Source organism: Ancylobacter defluvii, assembly GCF_018390605.1.
GTDB lineage: Bacteria > Pseudomonadota > Alphaproteobacteria > Rhizobiales > Xanthobacteraceae > Ancylobacter > Ancylobacter defluvii.
In genome coordinates, this window is record NZ_JAHBGD010000005.1 from 800013 (window position 1) to 823859 (window position 23847).

A 23847-nucleotide genomic window follows, 5' to 3' on the forward strand; every position below is an offset into this window, starting at 1 on the left:
ATGGCCGGCACGGTAGCTGGCGCGCCCGCGGGGCGCGAGGACGACGTACTGGAAGCCGCGGCCCGCTGGCGCCGCGAGGGCCGCGGCGTCGCGTTGGCGACGGTGGTGGAGACCTGGGGCTCGGCGCCGCGCCCGGTCGGCAGCCATCTGGTCATCGACGAGGCCGGCAGCTTCCTCGGCTCGGTGTCCGGCGGCTGCGTCGAGGGCGCGGTGGTGGCGGAGGCGGCCGAGGTGATCGCCGATGGCGCCCCGCGCCTGCTGGAATTCGGCGTCGCCGACGCCACGGCCTGGCAGGTCGGTCTTTCCTGCGGTGGGCGCATCGCCGTCTATGTCGAGAAGCTGAACTGATGGACCTCTCGCTGCTTGAGGAGCTGAACGCCGAGCGTGCCGCGCGCCGCGCCGCCGTCGTGGTCACCGAGCTGGGGAGCGGCCGGCAGCGCCTGGTCAAGGCGGCGGCGGTCGAGGCCGACCCGCTGGCGCCGCAGCTCGCCGAGGCGCTCCGCACCGGCAGGAGCGGCATGCTGACGCTCGGCAATGAGCGGCTGTTCCTCGCCGTCGAGGTGCCAGCGCCGCGCCTGGTCATCACCGGCGCGGTGCATATCGCCCAGGCGCTGGCGCCGATGGCGCGCCTCGCCGGGCTCGACGTGACCATCGTCGACCCGCGCACCGCCTTCGCGACGCCGGAGCGCTTCCCGCATGTCGAGGTGCACGCCGAATGGCCGGACGTGGTGCTGCCCCGGCTCGGCATCGATGCCTTCACCGCGGTGGCGGCGCTGACCCACGATCCCAAGATCGACGACCCGGCTCTGATCGAGGCGCTGGCGCGCGACTGCTTCTATATCGGTGCGCTCGGCTCGCGCCGCACCCATGCGACGCGGCTCGACCGGCTGGCGGAAAAGGGCGTGCCGCGCGAGACGCTCGCCCGCATCCACGCCCCGATCGGGCTCGACATCGGCGCGGCAAGTCCGGCGGAAATCGCGGTCTCCATCGTCGCCGAGATCGTCGGCGAGCTGCGCCGTCGGCCGGCGGCGGACAAACGGGCAAGCGAGCCGGCGGCGAGCGGGCAGGCGGCATGAAATTCGACCGCGTGCCGCTGGGCGAGGCCGAAGGGGCGGTAAACGTCCATTCGCTGAGGCTGCCGGGCCTTGAACTGCGCAAGGGCACCCGGCTCGATGCCGGTACGCTCGGCACCCTGGCCGGTCACGGCCTTGCCGATATCGTGGTGGTGCAGGCCGAGGCCGACGACGTCGCCGAGGATATGGCGGCGGCGCGGGTGGCGGCGGCGGTCACCGGCGCCGAGGCGGAGCCCGATTCCGCCTTCACCGGCCGCGCCAATATCCGTGCCCGCTGCGCCGGGCTGGTGCGGGTGGACCGCGCCGGCGTCGATGCGCTCAACGCCGTCGACGAGGCGGTGACGCTGGCGACGCTGCCGGAATTCCGGCCGGTGCAGGCCGGCGAAATGATCGCCACCGTCAAGATCATCCCCTTCGCGGTGGCGGGCTCGGTGATGGCGGCGGTGGAGACGGTGCTGGCCGGGCGGCCGCCGCTGGTCGAGGTGGTGCCGTTCCGGCTCGCGCGCGTCGCGGTGATCTCGACGCTGCTGCCGGGGCTGGCGGAGAAGGTGATCGCCAAGACGCTGCGGGTGACCGCGGCAAGGCTGGCCGCCGCCGGCGCCGTCATCGGCCATGAGGAGCGGGTACCGCACACCACGGAGGGCGTGCGGCACGGACTGGAGCGTGCGCAGGCGGCCGGTGCCGAGCTGGCCATCGTGTTCGGAGCCTCGGCGATCGCCGATCGCCGAGATGTCATTCCCGCCGGGCTGGAAGCCGCCGGAGGCGTCATCGAGCACTTGGGAATGCCGGTCGATCCGGGTAATCTGCTGCTCACCGGCCGGCTGGGTGCGCTGCCGGTGCTCGGCGCGCCGGGATGCGCCCGCAGCCCGAAGGAAAACGGCTTCGACTGGGTGCTGAACCGGCTGCTCGCCGGCCTCCCGGTTTCGCGGGCCGATATCGTCTCGATGGGTGTAGGAGGTCTTCTGATGGAAATCCCGTCCCGCCCGCAGCCGCGCGAAGGCGCGGCCCCGCACGCCGGCGGCCCGACCGCCGCCATCGTGCTCGCCGCCGGCCGCGGCACCCGCATGCCGGAGACCTACAAGCTCACCGCCCCGCTCGACGGCGAGCCGATGGTGCGCCGCGTGGTGCTCTCGGCGCTCGCCTCGCATGCGCGGCCAGTGATCGTCGTCACCGGCCATGACGCCGCCAAGCTGCGCGCGGCGCTCGTCGGGCTGCCGGTGCACCTCATCCACAATCCCGATTATGCCGAGGGCCTGTCGAGCTCGATCCGCGTCGGCCTCGGCGCGGTGCCGCCGGAAGCGCCGGCCGCCGCCGTGATGCTCGGCGACATGCCGAAGGTGCATGCCGGCCTGATCGACCGGTTGATCGCCGCGCTCGACTCGACGCCCGGCGCCATCGCGGCGGCGCCGTCGCGCGAGGGGCGGCGCGGCAATCCGGTGGTCTGGGCACGGCGGGTGTTCCCGGCGCTGGCGGCGCTCACCGGCGATGTCGGCGCGCGGCATCTCCTCGCCGAGAATGCCGAGGCGGTGGCCGATGTCGAGGTCAGCGACGACGCGGCCTTCGTCGATGTCGACACGCTGGAGGAGCTTCAGGCGCTGGAGCTGCACCACATCGCCGAGACCGCCCATGTCGATGCCCGCCCGGCGCTGGACGGCATGCAGGCCGAGGACGCCTGAGGCCGGAGCTTGTCGCGCGAGGCATGGTGCCGGTTCGCGTCAGGAAGAGGCGCGAGGTCGGGTGCCGGAACGGTTTGCCTAGAACGGCGTGTAGAAGGACAGCGAGCCATAGGCGCCGTCCGGGCTGTCGCTGCTCCAGCGCCAGCCGCCGGCGACGCGCCATTGCCGGCCGGGCAGGGGATTGGCGAGGTAGAGCCCGACGCCGGCGGTGTTGGAGAACCAGTCGGCATACCCCATCGCCTCGGTGCCGAGTTCCACCTGATCGGTGATCTTGCGGCCGAAAGCCGCCCGCAGCGACGCCGTCTCGTCCGCCGTGGACGCGCCGGCCGCCGCGCTCGCCACCCAGTCCGGCGCCGGGCGGTGAAACCATTCCACCACGCCCTTTACGCCGACATGGCTGCCCTGGTCGCGGTTCGACGGATCGGGGCGGTCGAGGGTGTCCTGGCGCAGGTTCACCCCGCCATAGACCGCCAGCGCATGGCCGCCGGCGAGGAACTGCCAGCCGGCCAGCACCTCGCCCTCCGCCTTGGAGGCATTGTTCCAGCCGCCGGGCACCGCATCGGTGCGGTAGGAATAGCGGCCGCCGCCACCCTGGGCCCGCAGGCGGAAGCCCTCCTCATGCATGGCACCGAAGGGCGACCAGGCCGCGCCGGCCCAGCCATAGGAGGTGTCGCGGGCGACATCGACGCCGGAATAGAAATAGGAGCGGTCGGCAAACGGGTTTTGCCGCGCCGGTTCCTCGGCGCCGGCAGCGCCGGGTCCCGCGACGGCAAGCAAAAACCGCAGCGCCAGACGGTCGATGCCCGCCATGCCGATCCATTCCAAAAGTTGTGAAAATCAGTACCTCAGCCAATACGAGCATCGGCCGAAGCGCCTGCCAACGAATCACTGCGCGCATAAGATCGATATACACGCCTGCGTTGTGGGCAATTGGTCGCGGTATGAAGCTACAGCGGCGCAGCCATGAGGTGGGTCACCGGCACCTCGACGCGTTCGCAGACCAGATTGGCGACGATGAGCCGGTGGCAATGCTCGGGATGCCGCTCGAAGCAGAGCAGGCAGACCCGCCTGCCGGCCTCGACGAGGCCGATCAATTCGTCGAGCTGCTCCTGTGCGGTCGGCGTCGCCATATGCGCGGCGAAGATGCGCTGCATGGTAGCATGCTGGCCGCTTCGCGCCGCCTGTCGGCCTTCCGCCGGGGTGCCGAGGCCGCGCAGATGCAGATAGCCGATGCCGCGTTCCGCCACCCCGGCCGCCAGCAGGGTCTTGGAGAAGCCGGCCCGGCGCGAGGCCGCCACCGCCCGCACATCCACGAGCAGTTCGACGCCGGCCTGCGCCAGCTCGTCGAGCACCGCCGAGGAGCTGGCCTGCTCGTAACCGATGGTGAACAGCGTGGGATCGGACATGCGGCTACTGTGTCCGAGCCGCGCCGCCTTGTCGACGTCCGTTGTTAACGCCCGTCGACGCCTCATCGTCCCCCTTGCCGGGAGGCTGCGAATCTGTGGACTTCTACGCCGGTGCCGCTCCCCGCGCGCGCGATAGTGCTAGAGCGTGGCGGGGACAGCTGGAGCATCAGGCGATTATCGGGACGCGAAGCAGACCATGACCATCGCCATCGAGCTCGGGGCCAATCCGGCCGGCCAGCCGGTGCGGCTCGATCTGGAGGAGCTGCTGTCGACCCGCCTGCTGGTGCAGGGCAATTCCGGGTCCGGCAAATCGCATCTGCTGCGCCGCCTCTTGGAGCAGAGCGCCGGCCATGTGCAGCAGGCGATCATCGATCCGGAAGGCGACTTCGTCGGCCTCGCCGAGCGCTTCGGCCATGTCGTCATCGACGCCGAGCGCACCCAGAGCGAGCTGGGGCGCATCGCCGCCCGCATCCGCCGGCACCGCGCCTCGGTGGTATTCAATCTCGAAGGGCTGGATGCGGACGCGCAGATGCGCTCGGCCGCCGCCTTCCTCAACGGGCTGTTCGACATCGAGCGCGACTACTGGTTCCCGATGCTGGTGGTGGTGGACGAGGCGCAGCTCTTCGCCCCCGCCGGTGCGGCGGAAATCTCCGAGGAGGCGCGCCGGGCATCGCTGATGGCGATGACCAATCTGATGTGCCGCGGCCGCAAGCGCGGGCTGGCCGGCGTCATCGCCACCCAGCGCCTCGCCAAGCTGGCCAAGAACGTGGCGGCGGAAGCCTCCAACTTCCTGATGGGCCGCACCTTCCTCGATATCGACATGGCGCGCGCCGCCGATCTGCTCGGCATGGAGAAGCGGCAGGCGGAGAGCTTCCGCGACCTCAACACCGGCTCCTTCGTGGCGCTCGGCCCGGCGCTGTCCCGCCGGCCGCTGCCGGTGAAGATCGGCTTCGTCGAGACCGGCACCCGCAATGGCCGCCCGGCGCTGATGCCGCTGCCGGACATGGAGTCGGGCGCCATGCAGGGGCTCATCTTCGAGGATGACGGCCTGCCGATGCCGGCGCCCGCGTCGCGCCCGGCCGCCCCCTCCGCCGACGAGGTGCTGGAGCAGCTGGAGCACGCCGTCGCCCCGGTCGCGGCCGAGCCGGATGCCGAGGCCGCCGCCGCCATCGAGGCGGAGCGCGAGGCGCTGATCGAGGAAATCGTCCACCAGTTCGTCGCCGATCCCGACGCGCCGTTCCGCTCGGCGGCGACGCTCTACCCGGATTTCACCGTGCATTGCCGGGTGCGCCGCGTCGGCTCGCGCATGCCCGATCTCGCCGAGTTCACCCGCCGTCTCGCCATCGCCCGCGCCGGCGTCGAGGGAGCCGGCGGCGAGGGGCGCGACGTCGAGTGGCGCCGCGCGGTCGAGCAGGCGGCCGGCCTGCCGGAGGAGATGCAGGGCGTGTTTCTGCTCATCGCCCGCGCCGGCATGGAGGGCATGCCCTCGCCGGCCGACGAGGAGCTCGCCCGCGCCTATGGCAGCCGCTCGCCCTCGCGCGGGCGCTGGCTGCTCACCTATATGGAAGAGCGCGGCCATCTCGTCTGCGAGAACGATTTCCGCGGCCGCCGGGTGGTACGTTTCCCGGCGCTCGGCTGGAAGACCGCGCCGGGCGACCCCAAAGGCGCCTCGGCGACGGCGTGAGCGGGTGGGGAGGCGGGACCGTCCTGCGTCCCTGGAGGCCCAACTGCATCGGGCACTTCAGCGTCCGACCTTTCATTTCCTCTCCCCATTGGGGAGAGGTGGCCCGCGAAGCGGGGCGGCGAGGGGAGACGACATCGCCGAGCCGTGGCGCGCCCTCACCCCATCCCTCTCCCCAGGGGGGAGAGGGTGTTTCGCCGCTCTTTCGGCAATCGCCGGCCAGATGTTTGAGGTGCCGGAGTGTTCCGTGCCTCACCCCCCATAGAGATAGCTCGGCAGCCAGAGCGCGATGCCGGGGAAGATGTAGAGCAGCGCCATGGCGAACACCACGATGGCGATGAACGGCATCACGCCGGAGAAGATCTCGTCGATCGACACGTGTTTCGGCGCCACGCCCTTCAGGTAGAACGGCGCCATGGCGACCGGCGGCGACAGGAACGAGGTCTGCAGGTTCAGCGCCACCAGCACCCCGAAGAAGATCGGGTCGATGCCGAAATGGTCGAGCAGCGGCAGGAAGATCGGCAGGAAGATCACGATGATCTCCGTCCATTCCAGCGGCCAGCCCAGCACGAAGATGATCGCCTGGGTCAGCAGCAGGAAGCCGATCGGCCCGAGGTCCAGCGACATGATGAACTCTTCCACCACCCGCTGGCCGCCCAGCAGCGCGAACACCGCCGAGAACACTGCCGAGCCGACGAAAAGCCAGCACACCATCGCCGAGGCGCGGGCGGTGAGGAACACCGAATCCTTCAGCTTCTGCACGCTGAAGGTGCGGTAGGCCAGCGCCAGCAGCACCGCGCCGGCGGCGCCGACCGCCGCGGCTTCGGAGGGCGTCGCGAGGCCGAGGATGATGCAGCCGAGCACGGCGGTGATCAGCATTACCAGCGGCAGGAACGAGGTCAGCAGCGCCCAGATGATGGTCAGCGTCGGAACGTTGCGCTCCGCCATAGGCAGCTTCGGCGCCAGCGCCGGATTGATCATGGCGCGGATGACGACATAGGTCATGTACATCAGCGCCAGGCCGAGGCCGGGGATGAAGGCGGCGGCGTAGAGCTTCACCACCGAGACGCCGGCGGTGGCGCCGTAGAGGATCAGCATCACGCTCGGCGGGATCAGGATGCCGAGACAGCCGCCGGCGCAGATGACGCCGGCAGCGATGCGGGTATCGTAGCCGGCGCGCAGCATGGCGGGGAAGGCGAGCAGCCCCATCAGCGTCACCACGGCGCCGACGATGCCGGTGGCGGTGGCAAACAGCGCACAGGTGATCAGCGTCGCCACCGCCAGGGAGCCGGGCAGCCAGGCGGCGGCGAGCTGGATGGAGCGGAACAGCCGGTCGAGGATGTTGGCGCGCTCGATCACATAGCCCATGAACAGGAACAGTGGGATCGAGATCAGCACGTCGTTCGCCATCACCGAATAGGTGCGCTGCACGAACAGGTTGAAGATGCTGTCGCCCTGCGTGAAGTAGCCGAAGCCCACCCCCAGCGCCATCAGCGTGAAGGCGATGGGAAAGCCGAGCATCAGGAAGATCAGGAATAGCACCAGCATCAGGATGCCGAGGGCGGGCTCCGAGAGAAACATCACAGCGCCCCCCGCGTGGTGCCTTCGCGCTCGGCGCGGTTGGCGGCTTCCTCGAGGATGATCTTCTCCATCTCCTCGACATCGTGCAGCCGTTGCGGCCAGTCGCCGTCGCGAATGCAGATGATGCAGCGCGCCACCTCGACCACGCCCTGCAGCAGCATCAGCACGCCGGTGATCGGGATCAGCGCCTTGAACGGCCAGATCACCGGCCCGTCCGGGCTGAAGGAGGAGTGCTCATTGAGCAGGTAGGAGAGGTGGAAGTAACCCCAGCCGGCGTAGATCATCGCGAGGATGCCGGGGAAGTAGAACAGGAAGTAGAGAACGAGGTCGCTCTTCGCCTGCGTCTGCGGCCGCCAGTTGCGGTAGAGGAAGTCGCCGCGCACATGGCCGTTGCGCGAGAGCGTGTAGGCGCCCGCCATCATGAACAGCGCGCCATAGAGCATCAGGCTGACATCATAGGCCCAGGTGGTGGGATCGCGCAGCACGTAGCGGCGGAAGACTTCATAGCTGATCGCCAGCGTCAGCAGGACGATGCACCAGGCGAAAGCCTTGCCGATGAAGGCGTTCAGCCGGTCGACGGCGAGAAGAATCGATTGCATGGAGGAGCCTCGGGGAGGAGGGCGGCAAGGGAGGGCTCGGCCAGAGCGCGAGGAGGCGGCCGGAGGCACAGCGCAGGGAAGCCCTCTTCCCGGCGGGGAGAGGGCCGGGTGAGAGCGGCGGGCCGCCTCGGCCTGGGAGAAGCGCCGTGCTCATCCGGACCATCCAGTTGGACGGCCCCACGCAACCGTTTCCGCCCAGTTCCCCTCACCGACCCGTTTCGCAGGTCACCTCTCCCCGACGGGGAGAGGGAGAAGGGAGGAACATGCGGGCCCCCGCCAACACACCATCACGTCCGGGCTTGGCCCGAAGTCGGCTGTTGCCGACTTCGGTTTTCCGCGAGCGCAACTCGGCTTCAGCCGAGTTGCGGGCATCCGCGCCGTGGTTCCCGGTGCGCCGGGTGGGGCCGCGTCGATGACCGAATAAAACCCGGCCATGACGGCGTGTCAGGCGATGGGGTGTCGGGCCAAAGAGCGCCGCGCCGCCCCGCTCCTTCACGCGGAGGGGAAGAAGTGGTCGTAGGCCATCTTCGAATCCGGCTCGTATTGCAGCCGGAAGCCGACGATGCGCTGCGCCCAGGCCTTCTGGCTGTCGATCACCTTCTTGAACACCGGATCGGCGGAAAGGTTGGCGATCACCACGTCCCAGGCCTTCAGCTGCGCCTCCAGCACCGGCTTTGGTGTCGGTATCACCTTCACGCCGCGGGCCTTGATGGCCTCGAGGTCCTTCGAGTAGCGGTCCTGCGCCTTCCACATCATGGTGGCGGAGGTGGCATCCGCCGCCGCCTTGATGATCTCCTGCACGTCCTTCGGCATGGCGTCGAACTTGGTCTTGTTGAACAGCACCTCGAAGCATTCCAGCGCCTGGTGGTAGCTCTGGATCATGTAGACCTTGGCGACATCGGGGAAGCCGAGCACCAGGTCGGAGGAGGGGTTGTTGAACTCGGCGCCTTCCAGCAGGCCGCGATCGATCGCCGGCACGATCTCGCCGCCGGGCACGATGGTCACCGCGGCGCCCAGTTCCTTGAACAGGTCGGCGCCCAGGCCGACCGTGCGATACTTCATGCCCTTCATCTGGTCGATGCTGGAGATCTCGGTCTTGAACCAGCCCAGCGGCTGGCTCGGCATCGGCCCGGTGAGCATGCCGACGACGTTGAGCTTCAGCGTGTTGTGCACCAGGTCGTCATAGAGCTCCTGCCCGCCGCCATAACGGATCCAGCCGAGCAGCTCGTCGGCGTCCCAGCCGAAGGCCGGGGCGGTGCCGAACAGCGAGAACGCCTTGTTCTTGCCGTACCAGTAGGCGGCGACGCCGTGGCCGCCGTCGAGAATGCCGGCCGATACCGCGTCGAGCATCTGGAAGGCGGGCACCACCGCGCCGGCGGGCAGCAGGTCGAGCTCGACCCGGCCACCGGCCATGGCGTTGACCCGCTTCGTGAAGTCGCCGGCGAACTCGTGGAAGATGTCCTTGTTCGGCCAGGTCGACTGGAATTTCAGCCTGATCGGCGCCTGCGCATGCACCGCCGGGCTGGCGACCACCGCGGCACCGGCGACGGCGGCGGTGGCGATGAAGCGGCGGCGGGACGGGACGGCATCGGCCTGCGTATCGACGTGAGCGCGTGCATCGACGCTCTTCCCTGACGTATCGGTCATGGGTCGTTCCTCCTGTGGCGTTTCCTCCGCGGGCTCGCACCCGCCGGGCGGCGCTTTGCGCGCTCTGGCCCGATGTGACCAGCAGACGATGACGAAAGGGCAAGCGCAAGCGCTAATTGCGCTATTCGCGACAATTTGGTTGCTACGAAAGTCTTAGGTTTCCGCACTTGTCGCCGCTTTTCCGCCACAGCCGTCATCGGCGTGTCATCGACGGTCGCTTTGAAGACCGCAGGCGGGCTACCCCGCGTCAGGATGAGGATCTTCCCATGCGCTCGACTCTGATGGCCGGCGTCTGCCTTGCCATGCTTGCGTCCGCCGGTGTCGCCCCGGCGCAGAACGCGCCCGAAAGCTTCAACCGCATCGCCACCTTCAACGTGGTGGACAATCTGCCGGCCGGCGCCGACGCCAAGAAGTCCACCGCCGCCGAGATCATCACCGTGACCGAGGATGGCAGCACGCTGATCTACAGCGACAGCCCCGGCAAGCGCATCGGCTTCATCGACATCACCGACCCGGCGGCGCCCAAGCCGGCCGGCACCGTGGCGCTCGACGGCGAGCCGACAACCACCGTGGTTATCGGCGGCAAGGCCTATGTCGGCGTCAACACCTCCGAATCGAAGAGCAACCCGTCGGGTCACCTCGCGGTGGTCGACATCGCCTCCCGCAAGGTCGAGGACAAGGTCGACCTCGGCGGCCAGCCGGATTCGGTCACCAAGAGCCCGGATGGCCGCTTCCTCGCCATCGCGATCGAGAACGAGCGCGACGAGGACATCAATGACGGCGCCATTCCGCAGATGCCGGCCGGCAACCTCACCACTTTCGAGGTGAAGGACGGCCGCGTCGTCGACGCCTCCAAGAAGGTCGTCGACCTGACCGGCCTCGCCGCCGTCGCGCCGGAAGATCCCGAGCCGGAATATGTCGATATCAACGCGCGCAACGAGGTGGTCGTCACCCTGCAGGAAAACAACCACATCGTGGTGGTCGACCTGCCCACCGGCAAGGTCACCGCGCATTTCTCCGCCGGCACCGTCGATCTCGACAAGATCGACACCAAGAAGGACGGGGTGATCGATCTCTCCGGCAAGATGACGGCGGTTCCCCGCGAGCCCGACACCGTGCAGTGGATCGACGATAACCGTTTCGTCATCGCCAATGAAGGCGACTGGAAGGGCGGCACGCGCGGCTTCAGCATCTTCGACAAGACCGGCAAGCTGCTGTTCGAATCCGGCACCGCGCCCGAGCACATGGCGGTGCGTCTCGGCCACTATCCCGAGAAGCGCAACAAGAAGGGCATCGAGATGGAGGGCGCGGAAGTCGCGACCTTCGGCGGCGAGAAACTGATCTTCGCCGGCTCCGAGCGCGCCTCTCTGGTCTTCGTGTATCGTGACAAGGGCGGTGCCGAAGCACCTGAGCTGCTTCAGGTTCTTCCCGGCGGCGTCGGGCCGGAAGGCCTGCTCGCCATTCCCGCGCGCAACCTGTTCGTCACCGCCAGCGAGACCGATCTCCGCGAGGATGGCGGCATCGGCTCGGTGGTCACCGTCTACCAGCGCGCGCCCGGCGCCCCTAGCTACCCGACCATCGTCTCGGCCGACGACAAGAACGGGCTGCCGATCTGGTGGGGCGCGCTCTCCGGCTTCGCTGCCGACCCGAAGGACGCCGGCAAGCTCTATGCGGTGACCGACAGCTTCTATGCGCAGGGCCGCATCCTCACCATCGACGCCACCGCCAAGCCGGCCAGGATTACCGCCGCCACCGTGGTGACCAGGGACGGCCAGCCGGCCAAGGGCCTCGACCTCGAAGGCATCGCCATCCGCCCGGAAGGCGGTTTCTGGCTCGCATCCGAGGGCAATCCCGAGAAGAAGGAAAACCCGACGCAGAACCTGCTCATCCGGGTCAATGCCGACGGCTCCATCGCCGAGGAGATCGCCCTGCCGCAGGCGCTCGCCGCGCAGGCGACCCGCTACGGCTTCGAGGGCGTGGCGGTCACCGGCACCGGTGCCGACGAGACGGTATGGCTCGGCGTGCAGCGCGAGTGGAAGGACGATCCCAGGGGCTTCGTGAAGCTGATCGCCTACAAGCCGGCGACGAAGGGCTTCGGCGCCGTCCACTATCCGCTGGAGAAGTCCGAGAAGGGCTGGGTCGGCATTTCCGAGCTCACCGCCCATAAGGACGGCCTGATCGTGATCGAGCGCGACAACCTTGTCGGCCCGGACGCCAAGCTGAAGAAGCTGTACTTCGTGTCGCTGAAGGACGTCGTGCCGGCCGCCATCGGCAGCGAGGCCAAGCCGCCGGTCCTCGCCAAGACCGAGGTGAAGGACCTCAAGCCGCTGCTCGCCGCGCCCAAGGGCTATGTGCTCGACAAGGTGGAGAGCTTCGCCATCGACGCCGCCGGCAACGGCTTCATCGTCACCGACAATGACGGCATTGACGGCTCCTCCGGCGAGACCCAGTTCATCCCGCTCGGCGCGATCAACTGACGCACCGCTTCCGGCGCAGCTTCTGAACAGAATAGGCGAGAGCGCCCCCGTTGAGGGCACCCTTTGCTTTTTGGGGCGCGTGGCCAGGCTCTCAGGGGCTGATCCACATGTCCCGAAACAGCGGCCAGGCTCCCTCTCCCCATCGGGGAGAGGGGTGGGGTGAGGGGTCTTGGACGCCCGGCAATGGCGTTCCCCTTACCCCACTGCACGGGCCACCTCTCCCCAATGGCGAGAGGAAAGAAGGAGGGCGTCATCCCGGCCGCTTGGGTCCCAAGCCCAAGGACAGGCTCCGCGCAGCTTCGATCCGGGATCGTCCGCCAATGCGGGTGCGATCCCGGATAGAACATTTCCCGCGCGTGGAGGCTCCCTCTCCCCGTCGGGGAGAGGGCTGGGGTGAGGGGTCTTCGACGCCCGGCAATGGCGTCCCCTCACCGACCCTCTGCATGGGCCACCCCTCCCCAAGGGGGAGAGGAAAGAAGGAGGGCGTCATCCCGGCCGCTTGGGTCTTGCCTTCGGCACGCGATCCCGGATCGGCCTTCGGCCGTCCAGAATGACGACAGGGCATTCCCGGCTCGATCCCGCCGCTTCCAGCCGGTGAACCATCATGTTATGACTGACCAGTCAGTCATAATGTGGCACCGCCATGCCGGACGATCTCGACCCCACCGCCAAACTGCCCGCCCACCGGCCAAAGAAGCGGCCGGACGCCAAGGCGCGCCGCCGCGCCATCCTCGATGCGGCGCTGGAAGTCTTCGCCGAGCACGGCTTCACCGGCGCGCGGATGGAGGACGTCGCCCGCCGCGCCGGCATCGCCAAGGGCACGCTCTATTTGTATTTCAAGGACAAGACCGCGCTGTTCGAGGGGTTGGTGCACGATGCCGCCGACCCGATCCTCGGCAAGCTGGAGCGCGACTTCGCCGGCTTCGAAGGCTCGACCCTCGATTTCCTCAAGCTGCTGTTCCAGCACATCCGCACCGAGGCGGTGGCCTCGCCGCGCCGGCACATCATCCGGCTGATGCTGGCGGAAGGCGAGCGCTTCCCCGCCATCGCCGATTTCTATTACCGCGAGGTGGTCGCGCGCGGGCTGAGCCTGTTGCGGGCGATCAATGCGCGGGCGCTCGAACGCGGCGAAATCTCTTCCGACGCGGCGCTGCGCTACCCGCAGCTCATCATCGCCCCGGTACTGATCGCCGCCGTCTGGGACGGGCTGTTCGGACGTCACGAGACGCTCGACCTTGAGGGCATGTTCGCCGCCCATGTGGAGCTGGTGCTGCGCGGGCTCGGCTGGAGGGAAGTATGAAACGCCTCGCCTTGTTGCCGCTGGTGCTGCTGCTGGCCGGCTGCGCGGAAACCGGCCCGGCCCGCTATCAGGGCTATGCCGAGGCCGACATGCTGTTCGTCGGTCCCGACGAGGCCGGCCGCGTCACCGCGCTGCATGTCGACGAGGGCGACCGGGTGAGCGCGGGCCAGAAGCTGTTCGAGATCGACCCCTCCTTGCAGCAGGCCGATGTCGACGCCGCCAAGGCGGATCTCGAACAGGCGCGCGCCCAGCTTGCCAATCTCAAGGCAGCGGCGCAGCGCCCGGAGGAGATCGCGGTGCTGGAAGCCAGCCAGCGGCGCGCCGAGGCGGCGCTGGAGCTGTCGCGCCTCGAATTGAACCGCCAGAAGGACCTTTACTCCAAGGCGGTCGGCTCCAAGGCGGCGCTCGACACCGCGCAGGCGACCTACGACCAGAACCGGGCAGCGATCGACGAGGTCAACAAGCAGATCGAGGTCGGCCGCCTGGGCTCGCGCGAGATGCAGGTCGCCGCCGCCGAAAGGGCGGTCGACACCGCGCAGGCCAATCTCGTCACCGCGCAGACCCGGCTCGACCGCCGCACGCTCGCCGCCCCCGCCGCCGGCTCGGTGGAGACGGTGTATTTCCGCCCCGGCGAGCTGGTGCCGGTCGGGCGGCCGGTGCTCTCCGTGCTGCCGCCGGACCTGATCAAGATGCGGTTCTTCGTGCCGGAACCGGATCTCGCCCGCTTCCGCCTCGGTTCGCGCGTCACCGTCCATTGCGACGGCTGCGCCGGCAGCGTGCCGGCGACGGTGAGCTACATCGCCACCGAGTCGGAATACACCCCGCCGGTGATCTACAGCCTCGACGAGCGCTCCAAGCTGGTGTTCCTGCTGGAGGCCAAGCCCGACGATCCCCTGAAGCTGCGCCCCGGCCAGCCGATCACCGTCGAGCTCGCCCCGTGAGCGCGGCCGCCGACACGCTCCCCGATACGCCCTACGCCATCGAGGTCGAGGGGCTGTCGAAGTCGTTCGGCGACCGGGTGGTGGTGCGCGACCTCACCATGCGGGTGAAGAAGGGCCAGATCTACGGCTTCCTCGGCCCCAACGGCTCCGGCAAGACCACCACCATCCGCATGCTGTGCGGCCTGCTGACCCCGGATTCCGGCCGTGGCACCTGCCTCGGCATGAACATCCTCACCGAGGCCCGCGCCATTCGCCGCCATGTCGGCTACATGACGCAGCGCTTCAGCCTCTATGCCGATCTCTCGGTGCGGGAGAACCTGGAATTCGTCGCCCGCGTCTATGGCGTGCCGGACCCGGTGGGAGCGGCGCGGGCGGCGGTGGAGCGGCTCGGCCTCGCCGGACGCGACAAGCAGCTCGCCGGCTCGCTGTCGGGCGGCTGGAAGCAGCGCCTGGCGCTCGGCGCCTGCATCCTGCCCTCGCCGGACCTGCTGCTGCTCGATGAGCCCACAGCCGGCGTCGATCCCAAGGCGCGGCGCGAATTCTGGGCGCAGATCCACGAGCTCGCCGCCGACGGCCTCACCGTGCTGGTCTCCACCCACTACATGGACGAAGCCGAGCGCTGCCATGAGATCGCGTACATCGCCTATGGCGAGCTGCTGGCGCAGGGCACGGTGAAGGAGGTGGTCGCCGGCGCCGGCCTGTTCACCTGGAGCGTCGCCGGCGGCGATCCGGCGCCGCTGGCACGCGAGCTGGCGGCGCTGCCGGGCATCGACATGGTGGCGCCGTTCGGCGCCAGCGTGCATGTCGGCGGCCACGACGCGGCGGCGCTGGAGGCGGCCATCGCCCCGTTCCGCGCGCGGCCGGGCCTGGTCTGGCGGCGCGACGAGCCGACGCTGGAGGATGTGTTCATCGACCTGATGAACCGGTCGAAGGACAATTTCCGATGAGCGGGGCGGTGGGCGGCTTCCTGCGCCGGGTCGGCGCGATGATGCGCAAGGAATTCCTGCAGCTGCTGCGCGACCGGGTGTCCTTCGCCACCATGATCTCGATCCCGCTCTTGCAGCTGGTGCTGTTCGGTTACGCCATCAACACCACGCCGCGGCATCTGCCGACCGCAGTGCTCGCCTATGAGGACACCTCGCTCACCCGCTCCATCCTCGCCGCGATCGAGAACACCAAATATTTCGCGGTGGTGAGCCATCCGCGCAGCGCCGCCGAGGCCGATCACCAGATGCTCGCCGGCGAGGTGTCGTTCATCGTCGAGATCCCCGCCGGCTTCGAGCGGGCGGTGCGGCGCGGCGAGAGCCCCTCCATGCTGGTTGCCGCCGACGCCACCGATCCGGTCGCCTCCGGCAGCGCGGTGGCGGCGCTGCAGGCACTGGTCGAGACCGCGGTGAAGCGCGAGCGCTTCGCGGTGGAGGGCGGGCCGGAAGGCTCCGGGCTGGAGAGCGCGCCGCCGGCGTTCCAGATCATCACCCATGCCCGCTACAACCCGGCGGCGGTGACGCAGCTCAACATCGTGCCCGGCCTGCTCGGCACCATCCTCACCATGACCATGCTGATCTTCACCGCGCTGTCGGTGACGCGCGAGATCGAGCGCGGCACCATGGAGACGCTGCTCGCTATGCCGATCCGCCCGGTGGAGGTGATGCTCGGCAAGATCGCGCCTTATGTGCTGGTGGGGGCGGGGCAGGCGCTGCTGATCGTCGGCGCCGGGCTGTATCTGTTCGATGTGCCGATGATCGGCTCGCCCGGGCTGCTGACGCTGCTGACGGTGCTGTTCATCCTCGCCAACCTGTCGATCGGCTACACCTTCTCGACGCTGGCGCAGAACCAGCTGCAGGCGGTGCAGATGACCTTCATGTACTTCCTGCCCAACATCCTGCTGTCGGGCTTCATGTTCCCCTTCGCCGGCATGCCGCTGTGGGCGCAATGGCTCGCCGAGACGATGCCGCTGACGCATTACCTGCGCATGGTGCGCGGCATCATGCTGAAGGGGGCGGCCAGCGTCGATCTGGCGCAGGACATCATGGCGCTGGGCGCCATCATGCTGGTGGCGATGTTCATCGCCGTGCGCCGGTTCCGGCAGACGCTGGATTGAGGCAGTGTGGTTGCCGGTGGCGCCGGTCCTCTGTCACAGCCGGTCCTCTGTCACAGCCGGTTCACGCGGCCGGCCTAACGGATTGTCGGCGGGGTAGTTTCGGGGGGCGGCATGGAGAGCGAGGCTTCCGGCACACAGCTGGCCGGTTCCGCCAAGCGGGTGCAGGACTATATCGACGAGACGCCGCTCTGGGCCGACGGCACCCCGGTCGGCCATGCGCCGATGACGACGATGCAGTGGCGCATCTGGTGGCTCGCCGCCTTCGGCAAGTTCTTCGAGGGACTGGTCGTGTTCATGACCGCCGTCGCCCTGCCGCTGATCGCCGTCGAGTTCGACATGAGCGCGACCCAGCACGGCGTCGTCGGGGCGGCCTCGCTGGCCGGCATCCTGGTCGGGGCGCTGGCGCTGGGCGGACTGTCGGACACGTTCGGCCGCAAGTTCATGTTCGTGGTCGAGATGATCATCTTCATGATCTTCCTGGTGCTGCTGGCGCTCAGCCCCAGCTATCCATGGCTGGTGGTGTTCCTGTTCGGCGTCGGCGTGGCGCTGGGTTGCGACTATCCCACGGCGCATCTCATCATTTCCGAGAGCATTCCCAGCAGCGCCCGCGGCCGGCTGGTGCTCGGCGCCTTCGGCTTCCAGGCGCTGGGCGCGCTGGCGGGCAGCGGCGTCGGCTACATGGTTCTGGTCAACCTGCCGGATATCTCCGCCTGGCGCTGGATGTACGCCTCGGCCATCCTGCCGGCCGCCCTGGTCACCATCGGGCGCTTCTACATCACCGAGAGCGCTCCCTGGCTCTTCGCGCATGGCCGTTTCGACGAGGCCGAGCGGGAAGCGGCGAAGCTGCTCAAGCGCGATCCGGCCTATCCGCACCGGATCAAGCTCGCCCGCAGCAACCGCCACGCGCGCCGCCATGTGTCCGAGACCGGCTGGTCGGCGCTGTTCGGCGCCAGGAACCGGCGCGCGACCATCCTCGCCTCGGTGCCGTGGTTCCTCCAGGATCTCGGCACCTATGGCATCGGCCTGTTCACGCCGACCATTCTGGCCGCCGCGCTCGGCCACGCCGCCTCCCAGGCGCACGACGTCACCGACATCATCGCCAACCAGATCCTGGCGGCCGAGGGCGCGGCATTGATCGATGCGTTGCTGATCGTCGGTATCGTCGGGGCGGTGGTGCTGTCGGACCGGGTCGGCCGCATCCCGTTGCAGGCGCTGGGCTTCGTCGGCTGCGCCACCGGGCTGTTGCTGGCGGCGTTCTCGACGCACTATGCCGATCCGGTACGGACCGCGCTGATCTTCGCCGGCTTCATGCTGTTCAACTTCATGACCAATCTCGGCCCCAACGCCCAGACCTACCTGCTCGCCGGCGAGGTGTTCCCCACGCATGTGCGGGGCAAGGGCGCGGGCTTTGCGGCGGCGTTCGGCAAGATCGGCGCGGTGCTCACCGCCTTCCTGTTTCCCATCCTGCTGGCCGAGATCGGAACCACCTATCTGCTTTACGGCCTTGCCGGCACGTCGCTGCTCGGCGCGGCCGTCACCTGGCGGTTTCGCATCGAGACCAGGGGGATCAATCTCGACCGGGCGCACGAGCACGCGTTCGACGCCGATCTCGATGCCGCCGCCGGCATCGGGCGCGAGGCGGCGTGAATTCTTCCGTTGGTTCAACGACAACAAGCAAAAGGGCGCGGCTTTCGCCGCGCCCTTTCGTATTTCCGACGATCAGGACGTCGATCAGAAGTCCATGCCCCATCCGAAGCCGGGCTTGCCCGGCTTCGGCGCTCAACCGCAGAGGCGGTTGGACGACGATCAGAAGTCCATGCCGCCCATGCCGCCCATGCCGCCGCCCGGCATGGCCGGGGCCGCGCCGCCCTTCTTGGGCAGGTCGGCGATCATCGCCTCGGTGGTGATCAGCAGCGAAGCCACCGACGCGGCGTTCTGGATCGCCGAGCGCAGCACCTTGGCGGGATCGATCACGCCGGCCTTGTACATGTCGACATATTCGCCGGTCTGGGCGTTGAAGCCGAAGGAGTAGCTGTCCTTCTCCAGAATGCGGCCGACGATCAGCGAGCCATCCTCGCCGGCGTTGGACGCGATCTGGCGCGCCGGATACTGCACCGCCTTGCGGACGATCTCGACGCCGGTCTTCTGGTCGGCATTGGCGGTCTTGACGCCTTCCAGCGCCTTGATGGCGCGCAGCAGGGCGACGCCGCCGCCCGGCAGGATGCCTTCTTCAACGGCCGCGCGGGTCGCGTGCAGCGCGTCGTCGACGCGGTCCTTCTTTTCCTTCACCTCGATCTCGGTGGCGCCGCCGACGCGGATCACCGCGACGCCGCCCGCGAGCTTGGCGAGGCGCTCCTGCAGCTTCTCGCGGTCGTAGTCCGAGGAGGTCTCCTCGATCTGCGCCTTGATTTGCGCAACGCGGCTCTCGATGTCCTTCTTCTTGCCGGCGCCGTCGACGATCGTGGTGTTCTCTTTCTCGATCACCACCTTCTTGGCGCGGCCGAGCATGTCGAGGGTCACGGTGTCGAGCTTGATGCCGAGATCGTCGGAGATCGCGGTGCCGCCGGTCAGGATGGCGATGTCCTGCAGCATGGCCTTGCGGCGGTCGCCGAAGCCCGGCGCCTTCACGGCCGCGACCTTCAGGCCGCCGCGCAGCTTGTTGACGACGAGGGTTGCAAGGGCTTCACCCTCGATGTCCTCGGCGATGATCAGCAGCGGCTTGGAGGTCTGCACCACGGCTTCGAGAACCGGCAGCAGCTCCTGGAGGCCCGAGAGCTTCTTCTCGTGGATGAGGATGTAGGGATCCTCGAATTCCACGCGCATCTTCTCGGCGTTGGTGATGAAGTAGGGGGAGAGGTAGCCGCGGTCGAACTGCATGCCCTCGACGACGTCGAGCTCGGTGTCGGCGGTCTTGGCTTCCTCGACGGTGATGACACCCTCGTTGCCGACCTTCTGCATCGCCTCGGCGAGGAACTTGCCGACTTCGGCGTCGCCATTGGCCGAGATGGTGCCGACCTGGGCGATCTCGTCGTTGGAGGTGACCTTCTTGGCGTTCTTCTTCAGGTCCGCCACGATGGCCTCGACCGCAAGGTCGATGCCGCGCTTCAGGTCCATCGGGTTCATGCCGGCGGCCACCGACTTGGCGCCTTCACGGACGATCGCCTGGGCGAGCACGGTGGCGGTGGTGGTGCCGTCGCCGGCGAGGTCGTTGGACTTCGAGGCCACTTCGCGCACCATCTGGGCGCCCATGTTCTCGAACTTGTCCTCGAGCTCGATCTCCTTGGCGACGGTGACGCCGTCCTTGGTGATGCGCGGGGCGCCGAAGGACTTCTCGATGACGACGTTGCGGCCCTTGGGACCCAGCGTCACCTTCACCGCATTGGCGAGGATGTCGACGCCGCGCAGCATCTTGTCGCGCGCATCGCCGGAGAACTTTACTTCCTTGGCAGACATGTTGTGAAACTCCGAGTGTCGTGTGTCGTTCGCGGTTCGGGAGCCGAGGTGGCGGCGTGTGCCGCGCGGCGCTCAGGGGAGGGCCGGGCTCTCGGGCTCCCGGCGGATCACGCGGCCTTCTTGGCCGAGCCGGCGCCCTCGACGATGCCGAGAATGTCGGATTCCTTCATGATGAGGTAGTCGACGCCGTCGAGCTTCACCTCGGTGCCGGACCATTTTCCGAACAGCACGCGGTCGCCGGCCTTCACGTCGAGCGGAACCAGCTTGCCGGCTTCGTCGCGGGCGCCGGGGCCGACGGCGACGATTTCGCCCTGCGAGGGCTTTTCCTTGGCGCTGTCGGGGATGATGATCCCGCCTGCGGTCTTCTCTTCCGCATCGACACGCTTGACCACCACGCGGTCATGCAGGGGACGGAACTTCATCGGTTCTCTCCAGAAAGTCTTGAACGAGCGGTGAATTTGCCGAAACGACGCCGGTGCGGGGCCCGTCAGGCGAAACCCGACCCGTGCATCGTCGGCGACCATCTAGGAGCCTGCCGCTACGCGCGCAAGGGGGAGAGGGCAAAAATCTGGCAGTCCAGGGAAGAGAGTGCCAACGATAAGAGGGCGCCGCTGTCAGCACTCTGTCGCACATGCTGCCAATGCATTGATATTGAACGCGAAATCCAAATTTTACTCTTGCGGCACCCCCAGGGGGCGCTCATCATCGTCGGTGCATGTTCGCGAAAGGAGGTTCCGCATGGCATCCGATGCTGCGCCGGTCTCGGCGGATTTCGGCAAGCAGATGGGCGGCTATGGCCTGACCACTGCCCATATTCTCTACCGCATGCCCGACCATCGCTCGCTGCTGCAGACCTATCTCTGGCAGCGCTACGATCTGTTCCCGCATTTCCCCGAGCTCCAGCGCTTTCTCGATTTCTGGGCGCGCGAGCTCGAGGGGCCGCTGCATTCGGTGACGGTGAGCCATTCCCGGCTGATCACGCCGGCGGAGCTGCGCGCGGTGGACGGGATTTTCCGCCTCAACTGACCCAGCGGCATCCGGCCTGCCGGCGGGATGATGCGCAGAATGCCCTCTCATTGCCGCTTTCCGCGTGTTAAGAGGTCACCTGAAAAATGGTGCCCTCGGGCACTTGGGGATGTCTAAGGCATTTGGTCGGGCTGGTGGATCATCGTTCTCCGCGTACGTCGGAGCTGCTCAGTGCTCTCGCGACTGCCCATTCCGCCGATCGGATCGGGGTGGGAGAGGTGGTGCACGCGCTGCGCAACCGCGCCTTCGGTCTGTCGATTCTGTTGCTCGGCCTGCCGAACTGCCTGCCGATGCCGCCAGGCATTCCAGTGATCTGCGGTCTGCTGCTCTGCCTCGTCGGCGTGCAGATGACCATGGGCCGCGACGAGCTCTGGCTGCCGGGCTGGATCGCCCGGCGCACCTTCTCGCGTGCGCTGCTGGAGAAGATCGTCAACGGCGCCCTGCCATGGGTGCGCCGCTTCGAAGCCTATTCGCGCCCCCGCCTGCATTATTTCTCCAACGCCTCCGCCCGCCTGGTGCTGGGTATGCTGGTGGTGTTGCTGGGGCTGCTGCTGCTGCTGCCGATCCCGATCTTCGGCAATCTGCCGCCCGGCATTGCGGTGTGCATTCTCGGCCTCGGCCTTGTCGAGCGCGACGGCGTCTTCATCTGCGCCGGCATCGTCGCCACCGCGATCAGCGCCGGCGTCATGGGCCTCCTGACCTGGATGCTCTATCAGGGCGCGCTCGCGGTCATCTGAGCGCGCCCGGCCATTGCCGGTTCCGCGCCGGCCTCAGCCCGGCGGATCGACCTTCACACCTTTCGGCCCGACCTCGATCTGCAGCGTGTTCTGGTCGCGCTGATAGGCCTGATAGGCGAAGACACCGGCAACCACCGCCAGCACGGCGATGACGGCGTAAAGTACGGGTCGATTCATTTCATTCCCTTGTCGGATGGCGGAACGGCCCGAGTCGGGCCGTGCGCACCCCATGGCGAGCGGTGATCGAACGCCGGCAGGTACCATCGGGTTCCATCGCCGCCCGACGACGCTGCCGCAGCGTCGGTCGCCGCTATCTCTGCGGCATGGCGCTGCTTTCCGCAGCGACCGATCCGGCCGGTGCCCGCCCGTCACCACAATTTCCGTCCGATCCGGTGAGGGAACCCTGCGTCACATCGCGGGAAAGAACGCCCAGCATCCGACACCCCGCAGCGTTCACGTCCGATAATACGGACGTTTGTTTGTCGGTGACCAAAGGTATGCACGACAATATTCGAACGTATAAGACCAATGCACCGAATGAACACTTGGCTTTTGAACTGTCAAAAAGTTTAATTTTGCCAGTATTCCCTCCGTGGTATTTTGTGTACGGTTGTGAAACGACGCATGAATATCAGATATCACCTGACCAATCGTAATGTTTTGCCTCTGGTCAAGGTGTGTCAGGCGGTCTCAGGGGGGCCGTCGGGTACCATGCGGAACATCATGAATGGGCGGCGCCGGAAGCGTCCCGTCCCAAGCGGCCGGAACAAGAGCCGTGGATTTCAGCATTCAGGTCGAGGAAAAATAATCATGCAAGCCACGGTTAAGGCACCGCGTCCCTGGGAGCCCTGGGTTCAGTTGGGCTGCGGCGTCATCTGCATGGCGATGATCGCCAATCTTCAATATGGCTGGACGCTGTTCGTCGATCCCATCGACGCCAAGCACCAGTGGGGCCGGGCGGCGATCCAGCTCGCCTTCACCCTTTTCGTGCTCACCGAGACCTGGCTGGTTCCTGTCGAGGCGTGGTTCGTCGATCGCTACGGCCCGCGCGTCGTCATCCTGTTCGGCGGCGTGACCATCGCGCTGGCCTGGACGGTGAATTCCTATGCCACATCGCTGCCGCTGCTTTATCTCGGCTCGATTCTCGGCGGCATCGGTTCCGGCGCGGTGTACGGCACCTGCGTCGGCAACGCGCTGAAGTGGTTCCCCTATCGTCGCGGCCTGGCCGCCGGCGCCACCGCGGCCGGGTTCGGTGCCGGCGCGGCGCTCACCGTGGTACCGATCGCCGCAATGATCGCCACCCGCGGCTATGAGGCGGCGTTCTTCTGGTTCGGTCTCGGCCAGGGCGCCATCGTCGTCGTGATGTCGGTCTTCCTCTATTCGCCGAAGTCGAAGATCGCGCCGCCGAAGAAGCCCAGCCACCTGCCGCGGAGCAAGGTCGACTACAAGCCGGCTCAGACCATTTCCAAGCCGGTGTTCTGGCTGCTCTATCTCATGTTCGTCATGGTGGCGTCCGGCGGCCTGATGGCTGCGGCGCAGATCGGCCCGATCGCCCATGATTTCGGCGTCGCCAATGTGCCGGTGAACATCCTCGGCCTGCAGGCGGCGGCGCTGACGCTGGCAATCTCGCTCGACCGCATCTTCGACGGCTTCGGACGGCCGCTGTTCGGCTTCATCTCCGATCAGATCGGCCGCGAGAACACCATGTTCATCGCCTTCGGCACCGCGGCCGCGGCGCTGCTGATGCTGGTGTTCCACGGCTCGAACCCGCTGGTGTTCGTGCTGGCGACCGCCGTGTTCTTCGGCGTGTTCGGCGAGATCTACTCGCTGTTCCCGGCGACTGCCGGCGACACGTTCGGCTCGAAGTTCGCCGCCACCAATGCCGGCATGCTCTACACCGCCAAGGGCACGGCCGCCCTGCTGGTGCCGATCGCCTCGATCGTGGCGGCAACCTATGGCTGGTATGCGGTGTTCGCCATCGCGGTCGGCCTCAATGCCACCGCGGCGTTCCTCGCTCTGTTCGTGCTGAAGCCGCTGCGCGGCCGCTTCATCGCCAACAGCGCCACCGAGGCGGCGGCGGAGCCGGCCCAGTCCCCCGACGGCCAGCTGGCGCACTGAGCCCTCCACGGCTCTACGATCAAGGCTCTAA

21 protein-coding genes are annotated in these 23847 nt (G+C 67.8%); 13 read left to right on the forward strand and 8 right to left on the reverse strand.

Annotated elements, in window-relative coordinates; all coding sequences use genetic code 11:
• The 3 genes from KHC24_RS06345 to KHC24_RS06355 are packed head-to-tail and all read left to right on the forward strand — an operon-like array spanning position 1 to position 2749.
• Entirely contained in the window at positions 1-348 is a 348-nt protein-coding gene (locus KHC24_RS06345; RefSeq protein ID WP_213360807.1) for an XdhC family protein, read from the forward strand.
• Positions 348-1076, forward strand: a complete 729-nt coding sequence (locus KHC24_RS06350) for an XdhC family protein (protein ID WP_213360809.1) — start codon at positions 348-350, stop codon at positions 1074-1076. The genes KHC24_RS06345 and KHC24_RS06350 overlap by 1 nt, the downstream gene beginning before the upstream one ends.
• Complete coding sequence (locus KHC24_RS06355) at positions 1073-2749, forward strand: NTP transferase domain-containing protein (RefSeq protein ID WP_213360817.1); 1677 nt, start codon at positions 1073-1075, stop codon at positions 2747-2749. Before KHC24_RS06350 ends, KHC24_RS06355 begins: the two co-directional genes overlap by 4 nt.
• A gap of 78 nt (positions 2750-2827) precedes the next feature.
• Here the strand turns inward: KHC24_RS06355 and bcsS are convergent, their stop codons facing one another.
• Positions 2828-3559 (reverse strand): cellulose biosynthesis protein BcsS, encoded by a 732-nt coding sequence (gene bcsS / locus KHC24_RS06360; RefSeq protein WP_213360824.1) that lies wholly within the window; start codon positions 3557-3559, stop codon positions 2828-2830.
• Between the two features lie 137 nt (positions 3560-3696).
• Positions 3697-4155 (reverse strand): DUF488 domain-containing protein, encoded by a 459-nt coding sequence (locus KHC24_RS06365; protein ID WP_213360826.1) that lies wholly within the window; start codon positions 4153-4155, stop codon positions 3697-3699.
• A 196-nt stretch (positions 4156-4351) separates the two neighbouring features.
• On the opposite strand from KHC24_RS06365, the gene KHC24_RS06370 reads away from it, so the two are divergent.
• On the forward strand, positions 4352-5839 hold the full coding sequence (locus KHC24_RS06370) for a helicase HerA domain-containing protein (protein WP_213360828.1): 1488 nt from the start codon (positions 4352-4354) through the stop codon (positions 5837-5839).
• A gap of 249 nt (positions 5840-6088) precedes the next feature.
• On the opposite strand, the gene KHC24_RS06375 is transcribed toward KHC24_RS06370, so the two are convergent.
• The 3 genes from KHC24_RS06375 to KHC24_RS06385 all read right to left on the reverse strand — a co-directional run bounded on the left by KHC24_RS06375 (position 6089) and on the right by KHC24_RS06385 (position 9663).
• Positions 6089-7417: a TRAP transporter large permease gene (locus KHC24_RS06375; protein ID WP_213360830.1), complete on the reverse strand. Its 1329-nt coding sequence runs from the start codon at positions 7415-7417 to the stop codon at positions 6089-6091.
• Positions 7417-8016: a TRAP transporter small permease subunit gene (locus tag KHC24_RS06380; protein ID WP_213360842.1), complete on the reverse strand. Its 600-nt coding sequence runs from the start codon at positions 8014-8016 to the stop codon at positions 7417-7419. The genes KHC24_RS06375 and KHC24_RS06380 overlap by 1 nt, the downstream gene beginning before the upstream one ends.
• A gap of 492 nt (positions 8017-8508) precedes the next feature.
• On the reverse strand, positions 8509-9663 hold the full coding sequence (locus KHC24_RS06385; protein ID WP_213360844.1) for a TRAP transporter substrate-binding protein: 1155 nt from the start codon (positions 9661-9663) through the stop codon (positions 8509-8511).
• A gap of 266 nt (positions 9664-9929) precedes the next feature.
• On the opposite strand from KHC24_RS06385, the gene KHC24_RS06390 reads away from it, so the two are divergent.
• From KHC24_RS06390 to KHC24_RS06415, 6 genes are all read left to right on the forward strand, one after another.
• Positions 9930-12140 (forward strand): esterase-like activity of phytase family protein, encoded by a 2211-nt coding sequence (locus tag KHC24_RS06390; RefSeq protein ID WP_213360846.1) that lies wholly within the window; start codon positions 9930-9932, stop codon positions 12138-12140.
• A gap of 643 nt (positions 12141-12783) precedes the next feature.
• Entirely contained in the window at positions 12784-13440 is a 657-nt protein-coding gene (locus tag KHC24_RS06395; RefSeq protein ID WP_213360849.1) for a TetR/AcrR family transcriptional regulator, read from the forward strand.
• A complete protein-coding gene (locus KHC24_RS06400) occupies positions 13437-14381 on the forward strand; it encodes an HlyD family secretion protein (protein WP_213360851.1) in 945 nt (314 codons plus the stop codon). The genes KHC24_RS06395 and KHC24_RS06400 overlap by 4 nt, the downstream gene beginning before the upstream one ends.
• Positions 14378-15328, forward strand: coding sequence for an ABC transporter ATP-binding protein (locus KHC24_RS06405; RefSeq protein WP_271180663.1), 951 nt, complete (start codon positions 14378-14380; stop codon positions 15326-15328). The genes KHC24_RS06400 and KHC24_RS06405 overlap by 4 nt, the downstream gene beginning before the upstream one ends.
• Positions 15325-16482 carry an ABC transporter permease gene (locus KHC24_RS06410; protein ID WP_213360853.1) on the forward strand — a complete coding sequence of 386 codons (1158 nt, stop codon included), beginning with the start codon at positions 15325-15327 and terminating at the stop codon, positions 16480-16482. Before KHC24_RS06405 ends, KHC24_RS06410 begins: the two co-directional genes overlap by 4 nt.
• 111 nt (positions 16483-16593) lie before the next feature.
• On the forward strand, positions 16594-18129 hold the full coding sequence (locus tag KHC24_RS06415; protein WP_246546182.1) for an MFS transporter: 1536 nt from the start codon (positions 16594-16596) through the stop codon (positions 18127-18129).
• 159 nt (positions 18130-18288) lie between these two features.
• Here the strand turns inward: KHC24_RS06415 and groL are convergent, their stop codons facing one another.
• Positions 18289-19935, reverse strand: coding sequence for a chaperonin GroEL (groL, locus tag KHC24_RS06420; protein ID WP_213360855.1), 1647 nt, complete (start codon positions 19933-19935; stop codon positions 18289-18291).
• 107 nt (positions 19936-20042) lie between these two features.
• A complete protein-coding gene (gene groES, locus KHC24_RS06425; protein ID WP_213360856.1) occupies positions 20043-20357 on the reverse strand; it encodes a co-chaperone GroES in 315 nt (104 codons plus the stop codon).
• A 316-nt stretch (positions 20358-20673) separates the two neighbouring features.
• Here groES and KHC24_RS06430 point away from each other — a divergent pair, with 316 nt between their 5' ends.
• Positions 20674-20961, forward strand: coding sequence for an usg protein (locus KHC24_RS06430; RefSeq protein ID WP_213360858.1), 288 nt, complete (start codon positions 20674-20676; stop codon positions 20959-20961).
• An 86-nt stretch (positions 20962-21047) separates the two neighbouring features.
• Positions 21048-21698, forward strand: a complete 651-nt coding sequence (locus KHC24_RS06435) for an exopolysaccharide biosynthesis protein (protein ID WP_246546183.1) — start codon at positions 21048-21050, stop codon at positions 21696-21698.
• A 33-nt stretch (positions 21699-21731) separates the two neighbouring features.
• Here KHC24_RS06435 and KHC24_RS06440 read toward each other — a convergent pair whose 3' ends face one another.
• Complete coding sequence (locus tag KHC24_RS06440; RefSeq protein WP_213360860.1) at positions 21732-21875, reverse strand: hypothetical protein; 144 nt, start codon at positions 21873-21875, stop codon at positions 21732-21734.
• A gap of 633 nt (positions 21876-22508) precedes the next feature.
• On the opposite strand from KHC24_RS06440, the gene oxlT reads away from it, so the two are divergent.
• Positions 22509-23816, forward strand: a complete 1308-nt coding sequence (oxlT, locus tag KHC24_RS06445; protein ID WP_213360862.1) for an oxalate/formate MFS antiporter — start codon at positions 22509-22511, stop codon at positions 23814-23816.
• Positions 23817-23847: the final 31 nt, after the last annotated feature.

Bases quoted from the DNA above. Each gene is read 5' to 3' on its own strand.
- KHC24_RS06345 (WP_213360807.1), top strand. From the start codon at position 1: ATGGCCGGCACGGTAGCTGGCGCGCCCGCGGGGCGCGAGGACGACGTA.
- KHC24_RS06350 (WP_213360809.1), top strand. From the start codon at position 348: ATGGACCTCTCGCTGCTTGAGGAGCTGAACGCCGAGCGTGCCGCGCGC.
- KHC24_RS06355 (WP_213360817.1), top strand. From the start codon at position 1,073: ATGAAATTCGACCGCGTGCCGCTGGGCGAGGCCGAAGGGGCGGTAAAC.
- bcsS (WP_213360824.1), bottom strand. From the start codon at position 3,559: ATGGCGGGCATCGACCGTCTGGCGCTGCGGTTTTTGCTTGCCGTCGCG.
- KHC24_RS06365 (WP_213360826.1), bottom strand. From the start codon at position 4,155: ATGTCCGATCCCACGCTGTTCACCATCGGTTACGAGCAGGCCAGCTCC.
- KHC24_RS06370 (WP_213360828.1), top strand. From the start codon at position 4,352: ATGACCATCGCCATCGAGCTCGGGGCCAATCCGGCCGGCCAGCCGGTG.
- KHC24_RS06375 (WP_213360830.1), bottom strand. From the start codon at position 7,417: ATGTTTCTCTCGGAGCCCGCCCTCGGCATCCTGATGCTGGTGCTATTC.
- KHC24_RS06380 (WP_213360842.1), bottom strand. From the start codon at position 8,016: ATGCAATCGATTCTTCTCGCCGTCGACCGGCTGAACGCCTTCATCGGC.
- KHC24_RS06385 (WP_213360844.1), bottom strand. From the start codon at position 9,663: ATGACCGATACGTCAGGGAAGAGCGTCGATGCACGCGCTCACGTCGAT.
- KHC24_RS06390 (WP_213360846.1), top strand. From the start codon at position 9,930: ATGCGCTCGACTCTGATGGCCGGCGTCTGCCTTGCCATGCTTGCGTCC.
- KHC24_RS06395 (WP_213360849.1), top strand. From the start codon at position 12,784: ATGCCGGACGATCTCGACCCCACCGCCAAACTGCCCGCCCACCGGCCA.
- KHC24_RS06400 (WP_213360851.1), top strand. From the start codon at position 13,437: ATGAAACGCCTCGCCTTGTTGCCGCTGGTGCTGCTGCTGGCCGGCTGC.
- KHC24_RS06410 (WP_213360853.1), top strand. From the start codon at position 15,325: ATGAGCGGGGCGGTGGGCGGCTTCCTGCGCCGGGTCGGCGCGATGATG.
- KHC24_RS06415 (WP_246546182.1), top strand. From the start codon at position 16,594: ATGGAGAGCGAGGCTTCCGGCACACAGCTGGCCGGTTCCGCCAAGCGG.
- groL (WP_213360855.1), bottom strand. From the start codon at position 19,935: ATGTCTGCCAAGGAAGTAAAGTTCTCCGGCGATGCGCGCGACAAGATG.
- groES (WP_213360856.1), bottom strand. From the start codon at position 20,357: ATGAAGTTCCGTCCCCTGCATGACCGCGTGGTGGTCAAGCGTGTCGAT.
- KHC24_RS06430 (WP_213360858.1), top strand. From the start codon at position 20,674: ATGGCATCCGATGCTGCGCCGGTCTCGGCGGATTTCGGCAAGCAGATG.
- KHC24_RS06435 (WP_246546183.1), top strand. From the start codon at position 21,048: ATGGTGCCCTCGGGCACTTGGGGATGTCTAAGGCATTTGGTCGGGCTG.
- KHC24_RS06440 (WP_213360860.1), bottom strand. From the start codon at position 21,875: ATGAATCGACCCGTACTTTACGCCGTCATCGCCGTGCTGGCGGTGGTT.
- oxlT (WP_213360862.1), top strand. From the start codon at position 22,509: ATGCAAGCCACGGTTAAGGCACCGCGTCCCTGGGAGCCCTGGGTTCAG.